General features: G+C 69.2%; 6 protein-coding genes and 2 tRNA genes. All 8 read right to left on the reverse strand.

Annotated elements, in window-relative coordinates; genetic code table 11:
- Positions 1 to 110: 110 nt before the first annotated feature.
- Positions 111 to 187, reverse strand: a tRNA-Arg gene (locus tag E8D38_RS00570).
- Between the two features lie 215 nt (positions 188 to 402).
- Entirely contained in the window at positions 403 to 1,410 is a 1,008-nt protein-coding gene (locus E8D38_RS00575; protein WP_140625772.1) for a hypothetical protein, read from the reverse strand.
- A gap of 990 nt (positions 1,411 to 2,400) precedes the next feature.
- Positions 2,401 to 2,477, reverse strand: a tRNA-Pro gene (locus tag E8D38_RS00580).
- Between the two features lie 44 nt (positions 2,478 to 2,521).
- Positions 2,522 to 4,792, reverse strand: coding sequence for a penicillin-binding protein 1C (pbpC, locus tag E8D38_RS00585; RefSeq protein WP_425462734.1), 2,271 nt, complete (start codon positions 4,790 to 4,792; stop codon positions 2,522 to 2,524).
- A 57-nt stretch (positions 4,793 to 4,849) separates the two neighbouring features.
- The gene (locus E8D38_RS00590; protein ID WP_140625773.1) at positions 4,850 to 10,036 is read right to left on the reverse strand and encodes an alpha-2-macroglobulin family protein; all 5,187 of its coding nucleotides are present in this window, start codon (positions 10,034 to 10,036) and stop codon (positions 4,850 to 4,852) included.
- Positions 10,037 to 10,106: 70 nt separating this feature from the next.
- Positions 10,107 to 10,364 carry a GlsB/YeaQ/YmgE family stress response membrane protein gene (locus tag E8D38_RS00595; RefSeq protein WP_140625774.1) on the reverse strand — a complete coding sequence of 86 codons (258 nt, stop codon included), beginning with the start codon at positions 10,362 to 10,364 and terminating at the stop codon, positions 10,107 to 10,109.
- 34 nt (positions 10,365 to 10,398) lie between these two features.
- Entirely contained in the window at positions 10,399 to 10,947 is a 549-nt protein-coding gene (locus E8D38_RS00600; RefSeq protein ID WP_140625775.1) for a hypothetical protein, read from the reverse strand.
- Between the two features lie 64 nt (positions 10,948 to 11,011).
- On the reverse strand, positions 11,012 to 14,857 hold the full coding sequence (hrpA, locus tag E8D38_RS00605) for an ATP-dependent RNA helicase HrpA (RefSeq protein WP_140625776.1): 3,846 nt from the start codon (positions 14,855 to 14,857) through the stop codon (positions 11,012 to 11,014).
- Positions 14,858 to 14,866: the final 9 nt, after the last annotated feature.

Consider the following 14,866-nt stretch of genomic DNA (forward strand, 5'->3'; position numbering starts at 1 on the left):
AGCGCCCGCGCGCACGTCGCCCGTCCCGCATCGCCATGGGCTTCAAGCCCGCATGTTTCTTAGGTTTGGCCGATTCCTTCGACCTTGAGAGATGGTCTGGAATCGCCTGGTGGCCTGCCCGGAGGGACTCGAACCCCCGACCTGCTGCTTAGAAGGCAGCTGCTCTATCCAGTTGAGCTACGGGCAGGCAGATCGGCCGAGTGGCCTGTGAAGAGACCGGTGGTCGGGGTGAGACGATTCGACCTCAAGCCCGGTTCTTCTAGCCGGGCGCCGCGAATTGTGGCACGTATTCTCGCGGGCGCTGCAATGGCCGTTAGACGGCTCGTTGCAGCGTACACCGCACCAAGGCCAGCTTGAGGATCGTCGAGACGGAGCGCATCAGCCCCGTACCAGCAGGCAATGTCAGTTTGCGCGGACGAAAGACTCGACTGAACGGCCGGCGATCGCAGCGTGCATTTGCCCTGCCAAGGTGAGCGCTCGATTGAAGCTCTCCTCAGTGCCGCCTCCCACGAGATAGGCTGACTTGAGGTACTTGGCAGGCTCCACCTGGCAGCCGGTGTTCGTGATGCAGGTCGCGACGATCTGCTCATTCAGGCCGCACGCCGAGCTCACTTGGCACGCCGCCAATTCAACCGCCATCATGAGCTCGGCAGACCGCGTCGGGTTCGACTGCGCGTACTCCTGACCGGCAAACCAGTACGAAGCCTCGGCACCCTTCTTTGAACCGTAGGACATCAGGCGAACCAGGAGTTGGTCTTGGGACAAGACTGCGCCGTCGCGAAGGCCGAGGACCTCAGAAGCCGCAGCCTTGACAGCTGCAACGTCAATGCCCTTCGTCGCAGCCAGCACGTGCTGCCTTGCGCCAAGCAACGGGTCTCTTCCGTCCCGCGCCTGCTCACGAACTTCCTTGTAGAGCGCGGACGCTTCGCCGGGCGAGAAGCTCGCACACCGCGCCTCGAACTTGTCCAGCAACTGCAGTCTCTTCCCCTCGGCCGTGCTCGTGCTGCTGATCTCGCGCGAGAGGTTGTCGCGGCCGATCTCTTGCAGCGCAGCCATGTCTCGACCGCACAGGTCCGCGGCACGCATCGCGTAGAAGTAGCCTCCCTCGGCCGGGCGGCTCCGCGCGGCAAAGGCAAACGCTCGCCAGTCTGTCGCCGATTCGAAGTCAGCTTGCATCTTGCTCACCCCAGACGGGAGCACACGTACCTCGTTGCCGCTCGCCGAAGTGCGGCTCGCGTCAGGTCTTGTGGGAGCGGCAACCTCGGGTGAAGAGTGATCAACCGAAGCTGTGCTCTTTGATGGCGCACTGGCGGAGTGGGGACTTGAGCGCCAAAGTTGTGCTGCGCCGAATCCAGCCGCCACCAGCGCTGCCGCGGCGATGGCGATCTTTGCTGATATCGAGTAGGCCATGATTGCGATGCTTCAGGCTGCGGGCGAAGAGGGTATGCCGCGGCCTCTCAGGAGCCCTCCTTCAAGGACCCGGAACGTTGACGTCGAGGATCAGCGCCGGAGAAACCAGTGTACTAACGACCCAGCGCTCTGGGCCACAGCCCCGACCAGCGACTACGTGAGGCAGAGGAGGACCCGCGGCACGACGGCAACCCGTTAGACAGGTGCCTCCGGGTTAGGGAAGGTCTGCATGACTCAGTGCTGATCCGCGTTGCGTGATCGGGCGAGGCCGACGACCATAGCGAGCATGAAACAACCGGACTGGGCCTTGGAAATTTGCGGTCTGTTGGGTTCTGTCGGGGTGGTACCCGGATCCGTCGAACACAACCAAGCCGAATCCGACAATTCGCTTGGGTGCGCGCATCACCTGCAGCCCGGACTACAGCGCCCCGGGGCTGTGTACGCCGACTTGCTCACAGGCGACCCAGACAACTCTCACGCTGAGCGCAACGCCAAAGCCGCTGCCCGCGGGCTACGCGGCCCCGTCTGAGCCTGAACGTTGAAGCGCGGCTGTCGACGCTGCGCTGCGACCAAGGCGCGCGTGCCCTGCTCGTACAGCGCGGCAATCTTGCTGCAGCCCACCAGCGTCGGCGAGCTGGCGATGTAGCGCGCAACAGCCGGCCCGACCAAAGGTTCGGCTCATGCCGAGAAGACACGCAAAGACGAGAAGGCGCGCGGCCGCGTGATCGCTGACGCATTCGCAGAGTTCGCACCTGGCGACATCGACACGCCCGCCTGCTCCGAATTCCTCGGCCAGTTCAGGGCCACCCCACGAACCTTCAACGCCTACCGCGCCCACTGCGCCAGTACCGCGAGCTGCGACGCATCAAGGTCGCCGCCATGAAATGGAACGCCGGGAAGGATCGCCCGAGGTCACCGCCTGCCGTTAGAAGCCTACCCGGCGTTAGAAAACGCCCCCGTGGCAGAAACGAGCTAAGTCGTTGACTTGATTGGTCGGGGTGAGACGATTCGAACGTCCGACCCACTGCTCCCAAAGCAGTTGCGCTACCAGGCTGCGCTACACCCCGACGAGGAGGCCCGGATTGTAGCCGTGCGGACTGGCTCGCAGGCATCAGATGCCCGACACCATGAACTCGATGCGGTGGTAGCGGCCGCTTTCGTCGAGCACGGTGAGGCTGTGCGCGCCGCTGCGCGCCAGCTGCAGCGCCACCGGCTCGCCCGGCCGGCTGCGCAGTTGCTGGGTGCCGTCGAGCAGCCAGTACAGGCGCTCGCCGCCGGCTTCTTGCCCTTGCGCGGTGACCACGATGTCCACGGCGCGGCGGCCGGGTACCGGTTTCAGCACGGCACCGCTCTCGAGGCCGGCGATGCGCAGTGCCGTTCCACCGGCAGCCGCGCCGCAGCGGGCCGGCGCCACCGTCTTGATCCACGGCTCCAGCGCCACCGGCCAGCGCGCGTGGCTTTGCATGGCCGCCCCCTCGGCGCAATGCGCAAGGCCGGTGACGAGCAGGCCTTCGCTGCGCGCGCGGTCGGGCAGCGTGGGCGGCGCCGCGCCCTGCAAGGCCCAACCCATGCGGCGCTGCACGCAATGCTCGGGAGCGGTGGACTCGGCGCGCAGCCCGAGCGGCCAGCAGCTGGTCAGCGGGCCGACCCCCGCAGGCGGTACACGGGCCCCCGTCGCATCCTGGCCACCCGGCAGGCCGGCCACGATGTCCTGCAGCAGCGGTGCGGCGGTGTTGGCGCCGAAGTGGCCCGGGTTGGGGGTGCCGTCGGGGCGGCCCACCCACACGCCGACGGTGTGCCGCTCGGTCACGCCCACCGCCCATGCATCACGAAAGCCGAAGCTGGTGCCGGTCTTCCAGGCGACGCGTCGCGTGCCTTCGGTGTAGGGCCGGTCCGGGTGGCCGCCACCTTCGAGGATGTCGCGCACGATGAAGGCGGCGCCTTCGCTCATGAGCCGGGCTTCCAACCGGGGCGCTTCGGGCGCGAGCCGGGGCTGCCCGGCGAGGCCGCCGCGAGCCAGCGCGCGGTATGCACCCACCAGTTCTTCGAGCGTGGTGCCGGCGCCGCCGAGGATCAGGCTCAGGTTCGGCTCGGCTCCGCGTGCCATGCGCAGCTTCAGTCCGCCGGCGCGCAGCGTAGCGGCAAAGCGTGCCGGGCCCAGGCGGTCGAGCAGGTCCACAGCGGGCACGTTGAGCGACTTCTGCAGAGCCTCGGCCACGCTCACCGGGCCGGAGAAGCTCGCCTGGAAGTTGCCCGGCTGGTAGCCCGAAAAGGACTGCGGCGCATCGATGAGCAGGCTTTCCGAATGCACCAGCCCTTCATCGAGCGCCATCGCATAGAGAAACGGCTTGAGCGTGGAGCCGGGCGAGCGCACGCCGCGCACCATGTCGACGTGGGCCGCGCGCTCGCGGTCGGCAAAGTCGGCCGAGCCTGCATAGGCCAGCACCTCGAGCGTGTCGTTGTCCATCACCAGCACGGCCATCGACACCTTGGGCGGCAGCGCGTTCACCCGGTCAAGGAGCTGCCGCTCGACCGTGGCCTGCAGTTCGACGTCGACGGTGGTGTGCACCACGGCCCCGCGCCGGCCCCGCTGCGCCGCCCTCGCCCGCTCGGCGGCCAGCGGAGCCAGCCACTGCGCACGGATGGCCTGCACCGCCACCCGCTCGATGCGTGCATCGGCGGCCGTGGCCTGCGTCCACACGCCAAACTCGGCCAGCCGCGCCAGCACCTTGTCTCGCGCGGCCTGTGCGGCCTGCGGCGCGCGGTCGGGCCGCAGCCGCGACGGAGCCTGCGGCAGGGCCGCCAGCAAGGCAGCCTCGGCCTCGCTCAGCGTGCCGGACGACTTGCCGAGGTAGCTGCGGCTGGCCATTTCCACGCCCTCGACGATGCCGCCCATCGGCGCATGGTTGAGGTACAGCGTGAGGATCTCGCGCTTGGACAGGCGCAGCTCCAGCTGCAGGGCGCGCAGCACCTGCCTGAGCTTGGCCTTCAAGGTGCGCGCTTCGCGTGCGGCAGGCGGGTCGATGATGCGCGCCACCTGCATCGTGAGCGTGGAGCCGCCCGAGACGATGCGCCCGCTGCGCTGCCACTGCCAGGCGGCGCGCGCCAGCGCCACCGGGTTGACGCCCGGGTGCCAGTAGAACCAGCGGTCTTCATAACCCAGCAGGGCCTGCAGGTACAGCGGCGATACCTGCTCGGGCGTGACCGGCTGACGCCACACACCGTCGGCACTGGTGTAGGTGCGCAGCGGCGTGCCGTCGCGCGCCACCACCACGGCACCGCGGTCGCCGGGTGGCATGGGCGGCGGGAACGCGAGGTCGAGCAGCAGCACAGTCGCCAGCAGCGCTGCAAAGGTCAGCTCGACAACGCGACGACGAGTCACGCGCACACCCGGCTCCCGTCCACCAGTCACCAGTCACAGGTCACCCGTCACTACCCCTCACCGCGTGACGCCCGATGCCGCCTCCGCCGCCACCGCCACACCGCGCGGATCGCTGATGGTGAAGGCCGCGTCCTGCACGCCGACGCCGCGCAGCTCGGGCCGGTACATGTCTTCGGCAAAAGGCGCGGGCACTACGAAGCGGCCCGGGCTCACCACCCGCGCCATGTAGAACACGGTGAGCCAGTGCGGCTCCAGCCGCGCGGCCGCCACGTAGCGGTCGTCGCGGTATTCGCGGTGCTTGATGCGCGGGTCGTTCATCGCCTCGGCCACGTTGACGTTGCCGACGTTGAACTCCTCGGCCTTCGGCCCTTGCGACAGGTTGAGGTTCTCGATCTCGAAGCCGGCGGGCACCCGGTCGATGACGAGCGCGTCCTCGATGCGGGCCTTCGAACGCGCCTGCACCCTCACGATGAGCATGTCGCCCACCTTGAGCGGCCGGCCGCTCCAGGCCCGGCCGTCAGGCTCGAACCAGTCGCGCTTGAGTTCGATCACGTCGGCCCGCGGAGCGGGCGGCTTGACGGGGTAGCCCTGCACCTCGACTTCGAGGAACAGCGAGTCCTTGTGCTGGCTGGCCAGCGACACGCCCCTTGCGAGAGCGGCAGCGTCGAAGCTGCGCTGCTCGGTGCTCTTCGAGCTGAGGGCCTGGCTGGCCTCGCCGGTCTTGAGCAGCGCGGTCCATTCGCCGCTGGCATCGCCGCCGGCTGCGCGCGCGGCAAGGAACAGCGACAGCCGCTCCTGCGTCGAGTAGTACTGCCGCCCGCCCAGCCGGTCGGCCAGGTCGAACAGCAGGTTCTCTCGACGCGGATGCTTCACCTCATGGCGCGACAGCAGCGCATAGCTCATCGCCAGGTCGCGCGCGGCCGATCCGTAGTCGCCCAGCCACTCGCCGCCCCAGCCGTAGCGCTTGCCGTGGATGCCGTAGGGCCGCTGCATGGCGTCGTCGAGCGCCACCTTGGCACGGGCATCGTCGCCCATGAGCTTGAGGGCAATGGACAGATGCACCAGCGGCAGCGGCGAGCGCGCGCGGTCGCGCACCTGGTCGTGCAGGTAGCGCAGCATCGCCAGCGGCGCCTTCTGGTCGCGCGCGAGCATGTAGCCCACATGCGCCAGCTCGGCGAAGCGCTGGTGGCTGTCGCGCACCAGGTTGTAGTCGCGCTCGCTGAAGGTGGCCACCGGCGCGCTGGCCGCGTCGGCCTTCACCGGCTTGGGCAGGCTGGGGAAGCGGTTGGGTGCCTGCTGCAGCTGCTGCAGCAGCCAGTCCTGCGCGTTCTTGTACAGCCCCTCGGGCACGGTGAAGCCCTGCGTGCGTGCGTCCTGCAGGAAGCCGACCACGTAGGCCGACAGCCACACCTCGTAGGGCCCGTCGCCCCATAGCGTGAAGCCGCCGTTGGCCTTCTGCATGCCGGCCAGCCGCCCGATGGCGCCTTCGACGAACTGCGCGCGCTCTTCGCGGCTGCGCGGCTTGAGGCCGGCCGCCTTGGCCGCCGCCTCGTCGATGAAGACGTGCGGATAGGCCGCGCTGGTGGTCTGCTCCAGGCAGCCGTACGGGTAGTCGAGCAGGCCTTGCACCAGCCGGTTCACGTTGAGCGGCGGCTTGTTGGAAACGGTGAGGCTCACCGTGGCCGAGGCCTTGAAGTACTTCTCGACCCAGGCGGGTTCCAGCTTGAAGCTGCCGCCGGGCTCGAGCTTCACCCGCCGCACGTCGCGCTCCGCCGGCACCGGCGGCTGCACCTGCAGGACGGACTCGCGCACGATCTTGAGGCCGCTGGCGCTGGTGACCTGCAGGCGCAGGCGGCCCAGGCCATAGGCGTCGGTCGCCTCGATCGGGAAGCGCAGCGTGCTGCGCTGCTGGTGCTTGAGCGCGAGGGTCTTCTCGCCGCCGCCCACCTTCACCGGGTCCGCCCCTTCGAGCAGCACCTTGACCTCCTGCGGCGAGCCGCTCAGGTTGGTGACGTCGAGCGCGATGGTGGCGGCATCGCCCGGCGAGATGAAGCGCGGGGTGGCGAGCTCGGCCACCAGCGGCGCGGCCGACACCATCTCGACCTCGGCCTTGCCGTACTTGTCGGGCGAGGCCACCACCGCCATCAGGCGCAGCGTGCCGTTGAAGTCGGGAATGTCCAGCGGGATCTCGGCCTCGCCCTTCGCGTCGAGCCGCACCGGGCCGCTGAAGAGATCGACCAGCTTCACCTTCTTGGGCAGGCTCTTGCTGTCGCGCATCTTGGCGTCGCCGCCGAACTTGAGCTTGCCCTGCGTGCCGTCCATCTTCTCGATGAGCTTGCCGTACAGGTCGAGCAGCTCGGGCGCATAGCGGTGCTTGCCGAAGAAGAAGTCGAACGCGTCGGGGCTCTTGTAGCGGGTGATGTTGAGGATGCCGACGTCCACCGCCGACAGCGTGACGAGCGAGCCGGCCGCCCCCGGCCCCTCGGCCTTGACCTTCACCACCGAGCGCTTCTCGGGCAGCACCTTGGCCGGCGCTGTGATGGCGAGCTTGAGCTGCCGGTCGCCTCGGGCCAGCGGCAGGTGGGCCAGCCCCACGGCACGCGCGGGCGTCACCCGGTCGCCCTGGCTGCCCGGGCGGAAGGCGGTCACGCCCACATAGAGGTCGTGGCGGGCCCAGGCCGCATCGAGGGGAATGCTCACCGTGGTGCCGGTGGCCTTCACGCTGATGCGGCTGCTCCACAGCAGCTTGTCGCCTTCGACGGTGACGAGCGCGGTGCCGTCGTGCGGCGGCGTGATGGTGAGCTCGGCCTTTTCGCCGGCCACCAGAGGGGCCTTGGCAAGCTTGAGCTGCACGCGGTCGGGCCGGTTGCCCACGTCCTCGGCTTCCTGTGCGCCCCAGCCGGCATAGAAGCGGTAGCGCAGCTGCTGCCCGGTCTCGGGGTCGTCGACCTCGAGGCGGTAGCGGCCCCAGCGCACCGGCAGGCTCAGCCTGGTGCGCGCGCCGGTCATGGCCACCGCGCCCGACTCGATCATCTCGTCGGTTTCGGTGTAGCCCGAATGCCAGCCCTTCTGGTCGTCGAAGCGCCAGTAGTACTGGCGGTCCTCGCGCACCAGGCGCAGCGGCACGCTCGGCAGCTGCGCGGACTTGCCGTCGATGCCCACGCGGATGAGCTCGAACTCCGCCTTGCCGTCTTCACGGGCGACGTCGCGGTCGAACAGCGGCCGCACCGCGAGCAGCTTGCCGACCGGCCACACCACCCGCTCGATGGAGCGCACCACCGGCCGGCCGCCCGACTCGAGCAGGCTGAAGCTGCCGCGCACCAGCATCGGCGAGCGCGCACCCTGCGTGGACACCGGCAGGTGCACCGTGGCTTCGCCGTCTTCGTCGAGGTTCTCGTCGCTCACCTCTTCGCGCTTCTTCCTGTCGTCGTCGGCGAAGTCGCCGAACACGAAACCCGGCCACTGCTGCGGCAGCGCGAAGCGCTGGCGTTCGGTGGCGGCGGACACCAGCAGCCGGTTGCCGGCGGCCGGAGCGCCGAAGAGGTAGTCGCCCTTCACCTTGACCTGGAAGTCGTCGCCCGCCATCAGCGCCGGCTTGGCGGTCTTGAGCTCGAGCTTCATGCGCTCGGGCAGGAACTCCTCGACCTGGAACTTCCACACCGCATCGGGCTTCTTCGCGCCCGGGTCGGCGCGCAGCTCCATCTGCCAGCTGCCGGTCTGCGCATCGGCCGGCAGCGACACGGTCTTCTGCAGGTAGCCGGGCAGCTTGTCGTCGGGTCGCCAGGTCTGCGTGCTCACCGTGCGGCCGTCGGGACGCTTGAGCGTGGCCGTCACCGGCAGCGGGGCCAGCGGCTTGCCGTCCGGGTCGCGCACCAGCACCGACAGCTCGTACTGCTCGCCCGGGCGGTAGAGGTCGCGCCCGGCGTAGGCGAACAGCTTGGTGTTGCGCGACAGGTGGCCGCCGATGTCGAACTCCGACAGGTCCAGCCCGGGCTCGCGCAGCACGATCACGCTCATTTCGGCCTTGGCGCCCTCGCCTCTGCGCGCCACCAGCAGCGATGCAGCCTCGGGCACGCTGGCGAAGCTGGCATGGCCTTCGCCGTCGCCCTGGGCCTTGGCGAGCGAGCGGGCGTCTTCGTCGAGCAGCTCGAAGGTCACGTTGCCCAGCGGGTCGCCGCTCTTGAGAGAGGTGGCAAAGGCATCGAGCGACTGGCTGTAGCGCCGCGCCTGCACGCCGATGTCGCTCACGTAGAAGTAGGTGACCTGGTAGTCGCTGGTGAAGCGGCCGGGCTGGCCCATCACCGCGATGTAGACACCGGGCTGCTGAAGCTCCTTGATGGTCTCGACCGGAATGAAGGTGACGCGCCGCTTGTTGGGTGTTTCTTCGGTGGTGTAGCGGCCGAGGTAGACGCTGCGCGAGGACTGGCGCAGCTGGTCGAGCTCCCAGCCGTTGACCACGCCCTTGAGCTGGCGGTTCTGCGAATAGCCGTATTCGCCCTCGTAGCCCTCCTCGCCTTCTTCGCCCGACTCGGCGGCCGGCTTGCGCGAGCCCGCCACCCGCTCGAGGAAGCGCGCCATCTCGGCGGGCTCGATCCTGAGGAACTGGAGGTCCACCTCCGGCACGTTGACCGTGACGATGGGCAACCCGCCGTTCTGCCCGGCCGGCAGCACCGTGCCCCGGCTGGCGAAATAGAACGACGGCGGCATCGCCTCGCTGGCCAGCTCGCAGCTGCGGGGCGCGACGAGCTTGCGGCCGTCGGACGCTCGCAGCTCGGCGGTCACGTCGATGCGGAACTTGCGCTGCGGCTGGATGTAGGGGAAGTAGACGACGCGCGGGTTGTCACCCACGACCCAGGCGCCCTGCAGCAGCTTGCCTTCGGGCGCGGAGCCGCCCGGTGCCACCTTGGGCGCCGCCTTGGTGCCGGCAGCGTGCTCGGTGGACGCTTCGGCAGCGCCGGAGACCGGGCCCAGGTCGGCCACGCGCATCACCTCGGCGAGGTTCTGCTTGCGGTCGACCGGCTGGGAGAACACGACCGCCAGCGCCGGGCGGTCGTCGAGCAGGCGGGGCTTGCACTCGAGGGCGGAGAACGGCGTGTTCGGGTCGATGGCAATGGCCCCGCCGGCATCGGCGGACGGGCGCTCCTGCTGCCACCACCACAAGCCCGCGCCTGCGGCCGCTGCGATCAGCGCACCGGCGGCGACCCCGATCCAACGCTTGCGAACGACGTTGTTGCCCTCTGCCATGCATGCCCCCCACGGTTAGGTCCGCGGGATTGTGGCAGAGGGGTATCGCAGTCTCGCCGCACGCGCGTCCCTAACTTGAGCTGCCGCCCTTCTTCACCAGCCCCACCACGAACAGCAGGATCAACGCCCCCACGACAGAGGCGATGAACCCGGCCGGCTGGCCCGGCGCATAGAAGCCGATGGCCTGGCCGAGGAAGCCTGCGATGAAGGCGCCGGCGATGCCCAGCAGGCTGGTCAGGATGAGGCCCATGCTCTGCGTGCCGGGCATGACGGCGCGGGCGATGAGGCCCACCACGAATCCGATGAGGGCCATCCACACGTAGGTCATGACGCGCGTCCTTTCGCGGCAGTTGAAGAAAGCGTCAGCGGGTCGCTTCGCCCACCACGTCGGCGGGCATGCTGGGCGCCGGCAGGGCCATCAGCACGGTGGCGACTTCCATGCATTGGCGGATGTGCTGCTCGCACACCATCTTGAGCGCCGAAAAGGTGAGCGCGGCCGACACCGCCTGGCCGGCGATGGGCACGTACTTGGCGGCCTGCTGGGTGGTGAGGCGCACGCCCACCAGCTTGAGCAGCTTCATGACCAGCTCACGCGTGACCATGCGCCCCACCACCAGCCCGCCCACCGCACTGATGGCCTTGTAGGCATAGACGCGCTTGTGGGGCGCCAGCCGCTCCACCTGCTCGGGCGTGAGCCCGAAGGCCTCGTTGATCTCGGGCAGCAGCTTGGCCAGCACGCCGATGTCGGTGAGCCAGTCGATGCCGGGCACCGGCACCGCGGCCACGCCGGCGGCCATGAGCGCGCGCCTGGTCACCAGCTTGCGGCAGTGGCGCGCCACGCGTTCGATCTCGGCCGGCGTGTCGGGCACGACGACCCAGTGGTTGACGAGCGCCTTCGCTTTGTTTGCCATGCGGCGATGCTGGCATGCATGCAAAGCGAGGTCAACCCGAGCACCGGGCCGCGTTCGATGCAGCTCAGTTCGACAGCTGCGACCAGGCCTTCTCGAGCCGCTTGACCGACACCGGCTGCGGCGTGCGCAGCTCCTGCGCGAACAGGCTCACGCGCAGCTCCTCGAGCAGCCAGCGGAACTCGTCGAGCCGCGCGTCGGCCACGCCCTTGCGGTCGGCCAGGCGGCGCAGGTAGCGCTGCTCCAGCGGGCGCAGTTCGGCCAGGCGCTGCGCGTCGCGGGCCGGGTCGGCACGCAGCTTGTCCAGGCGCGTGGTGATGGCCTTGAGATAGCGGGGGTAGTGCTGCAGCTGCGCATAGGGCACCAGCGCCACGAAGCGCTTGGGCATCAGCCGCTGCAGCTGCGCGGCCACGTCGTCGGCCACTTCCTTGGACGGCTTGCTGTCCTTGAGCTTGCGTGCCGCTGCGGCGTACTCGGCGAGCACCAGGCCGGCCAGGCGCGCCACCTCCTGCGCGATGAGGTTGAGCCGGCTGCGGCCTTCGTCGATGCGCGCCTTGAAGCCTGCATCGTCGGCGGGCAATGGATCGGCCAGGAACGCGCGTTCCAGGGCCACGTCGATGATCTGGTCGCGAAGCTCCTCCTGCGTGCCCAGGCTCATGTAGGCCACGGCCATCTTCTGCAGCTCGGGGATGTTCTTTTCCAGGTACTTGAGCGGCTCCTTGAGCTGCAGCGCGACCAGGCGGCGCAGGCCGGCGCGGTGCTTCTGCGCAGCCACGTCGGGCTCGTCGAAGACTTCGATCTCCACATGCGTGCCGCGATCGATGAGTGCGGGGAACCCGACCAGGGTCTGTGCGCCGCGCTGGACCTCCATGAGCTCGGGGAGCTCGCCGAAGGTCCAGGTGGTGTAGGCGGCCGCAACCGCCGGTGCTGCCGCGGCGGCCTGCGCCTTCGCCGCCGGCTGGCGGGCGCCGCCTGGCGGAGACGGGCTGGCCTCGGCCGCAGGCTCCTGCCGGGCCACCTGCAAGGTTGCCAGGGCCTGGAACGCGCTGCGCGCCTGGCCACCGAGCTCGGCCTTCAGTGCGGCGAGGTTGCGCCCCATGCCGAGCTGGCGACCGTGCTCGTCGACCACGCGGAAATTCATGAACAGGTGAGGCGACAGCGTCTCGAGCTTGAAGTCGTTGCGCTGCACCGCCAGCTGCGTGCGCTCGCGCACCGCCTTGAGCAGCGCGTCCATGAGGCTGCCCTGCGCGAACGGCGTGAGCTCGACGAACTCGGCCACATAGTCGGGCAGCGGCACCAGCCGCGCACGCGGCTTCTGGTGCAGGCTCTTCACCAGCGCCAGCACCTTGTCCTTCAGCATGCCGGGCACCAGCCATTCGCAGCGCTCCTCGTTCACCTGATTGAGCGCATAGATGGGCACGGTGACGGTGACGCCGTCGCGCGCATCGCCCGGCTCGTGCAGGTAGCTCGTGCTGCAGTCCACGCCGCCCAGGCGAAGCGTCTTCGGGAAGGCCGAGGTGGTGATGCCGGCGGCCTCGTGGCGCATCAGCTCCTCTTTGGTGAGCCACAGCAGCTTGGGCTGCCGCTTGCTCTCTTCGCGGTACCAGCGCTCGAAGGTGTGGCCCGAATGCACATCGGCCGGCAGCTGCTGGTTGTAGAAGGCATGGATGAGTTCGTCGTCCACCAGCACGTCCTGCCGGCGCGACTTGTGCTCGAGCTCCTCCACCTGGCGGACGAGCTTGCGGTTGTGCGCGAGGAACGGCAGCTTCGTGTCCCATTCCTCGCCCACCAGCGCCTCGCGGATGAAGATCTCGCGGGCCGCCGCCGGGTCCACCTTGCCGAAGTTCACCCGGCGGTTGCTGTAGACCACGATGCCGTAGAGCGTGGCGCGCTCCAGCGCGATCACTTCGGCGGCCTTCTTCTCCCAGTGCGGCTCCAGCAGCTGCGTCTTCAGCAGGTGGCCGGCGATCCAGGGGATCCACTGCGGCTCGATGGCGGCCAGGCCGCGGCCGTACAGCCGCGTGGTCTCCACCAGCTCGGCGGCCACCAGCCAGCGGCCCGGCTTCTTGGAAAGGTGCGCGCCCGGGTGGCGCCAGAACTTGATGCCGCGCGCGCCCAGGTACCAGTCGTCCTCGTCGCTCTTCAGGCCGATGTTGCCGAGCAGGCCGGCCAGCATGGCCAGGTGCACCTGCTCGTAGGTCGCCGGCGACGTGTTGAGCCGCCAGCCGTGTTCGGCCACCACCGTGTGCAGCTGCGAATAGATGTCGCGCCACTCGCGCACCCGCCGCGGCGACACGAAGTTGTCGCGCAGCAGCTGCTCGTGCTTGCGGCTGGAGATGCGGTGTTCGCCATGGCCGCCGCGGCTTTCTTCCAGCCACTTCCAGAGCTTGAGGTAGCCCATGAACTCCGACTTCTCGTCGTCGAACTTCCTGTGCTTCTCGTCGGCGGCCTGCTGGTGCTCGAGCGGGCGGTCCCGCACGTCCTGCACGCTCAGCGCCGAGGCGATGACCAGCACCTCGCTGAGCGCCTGGCGTTCGCGCGCCTCGAGGATCATGCGGCCCACGCGTGGATCGAGCGGCAGCTTCGACAGCTCGCGGCCGATGGCGGTGAGTTCGTTCTGGTCGTCCACCGCATTGAGCTCGCCCAGCAGCGCATAGCCGTCGGCGATGGCCTTGCGCGGCGGCGGCTCGAGGAACGGGAAGTCCTCCACCTGCCCCAGGCCCAGCGCCTTCATCCGCAGGATCACGCCGGCCAGCGACGAACGCAGGATCTCGGGGTCGGTGAATTTCGCGCGGCCCTGGTAGTCCTTCTCGTCGTACAGCCGGATGCAGATGCCGTTCGACACCCGCCCGCAGCGCCCGGCGCGCTGGTTGGCGGCCGCCTGGCTCACCGGCTCGACCTGCAACTGCTCGACCTTGTTGCGGTAGCTGTAGCGCTTGACCCGCGCGAGGCCGGAGTCGATGACGTAGCGGATGCCCGGCACGGTGAGCGAGGTCTCGGCCACGTTGGTGGCCAGCACGATGCGCCGCGCGCTGTGCGACTCGAACACCCGGTCCTGCTCCTGCTGCGACAGCCGCGCGAACAGCGGCAGGATCTCCACGCCGGGCGGGTGGTGCTTGCGCAGGTGCTCGGCGGCGTCGCGGATCTCGCGCTCGCCCGGCAGGAACACCAGCACGTCGCCGGCGCCCTCTCGCCACAGCTCGTCCACCGCGTCGGCGATGGCGTTGTCGAGGTCGTAGTCGCGGTCTTCCTCGAACGGCCGCCAGCGCTGTTCCACCGGGTAGAGCCGCCCGCTCACCATGAGCACCGGCGCGGGACCGCGGATGCTCTCGAAGTGACGCGCGAAGCGCTCGGCATCGATGGTGGCCGAGGTGACGATGATCTTGAGGTCGGGCCGCCTGGGCAGCAGCTGCTTCAGGTAGCCGAGCAGGAAGTCGATGTTGAGGCTGCGCTCGTGCGCCTCGTCGATGATCAGCGTGTCGTAGGCCTTGAGCAGCGGATCGGTCTGCGTCTCGGCCAGCAGGATGCCGTCGGTCATGAGCTTCACCGAGGCGCCCGGCTGCAGGCGGTCCTGGAACCGCACCTTGTAGCCCACCACTTCGCCCAGCGGCGTCTTCAGCTCCTCGGCAATGCGCTTGGCCACCGAGCTGGCCGCGATGCGGCGCGGCTGGGTGTGGCCGATCAGCCGGCCGGTGTTGGCCCGCCCGCGCCCCATGGCCAGCGCGATCTTGGGCAGCTGGGTGGTCTTGCCCGAGCCGGTCTCGCCGCACACGATGACCACCTGGTGCTCGGCCAGCGCACGCTCGATCTCCTCGCGCCGTGCCGACACCGGCAGCGATTCGGGAAAGGTGATGGGCGGCAGCGGATTGGCCTTCGCGGCCGCGGGGCCGCGGCTGCGCTCTTGCTCGGTCATCTGGGGTCG

Source organism: Methylibium rhizosphaerae (genome assembly GCF_006386545.1).
Taxonomy (GTDB): Bacteria; Pseudomonadota; Gammaproteobacteria; order Burkholderiales; family Burkholderiaceae_C; genus Pseudorivibacter; species Pseudorivibacter rhizosphaerae.

What these genes read in the sequence shown, in the direction of transcription:
- E8D38_RS00600 (WP_140625775.1), bottom strand. Translation starts at nt 10,947, where the DNA reads ATGGCAAACAAAGCGAAGGCGCTCGTCAACCACTGGGTCGTCGTGCCC.
- hrpA (WP_140625776.1), bottom strand. Translation starts at nt 14,857, where the DNA reads ATGACCGAGCAAGAGCGCAGCCGCGGCCCCGCGGCCGCGAAGGCCAAT.
- E8D38_RS00590 (WP_140625773.1), bottom strand. Translation starts at nt 10,036, where the DNA reads ATGGCAGAGGGCAACAACGTCGTTCGCAAGCGTTGGATCGGGGTCGCC.
- E8D38_RS00595 (WP_140625774.1), bottom strand. Translation starts at nt 10,364, where the DNA reads ATGACCTACGTGTGGATGGCCCTCATCGGATTCGTGGTGGGCCTCATC.
- E8D38_RS00575 (WP_140625772.1), bottom strand. Translation starts at nt 1,410, where the DNA reads ATGGCCTACTCGATATCAGCAAAGATCGCCATCGCCGCGGCAGCGCTG.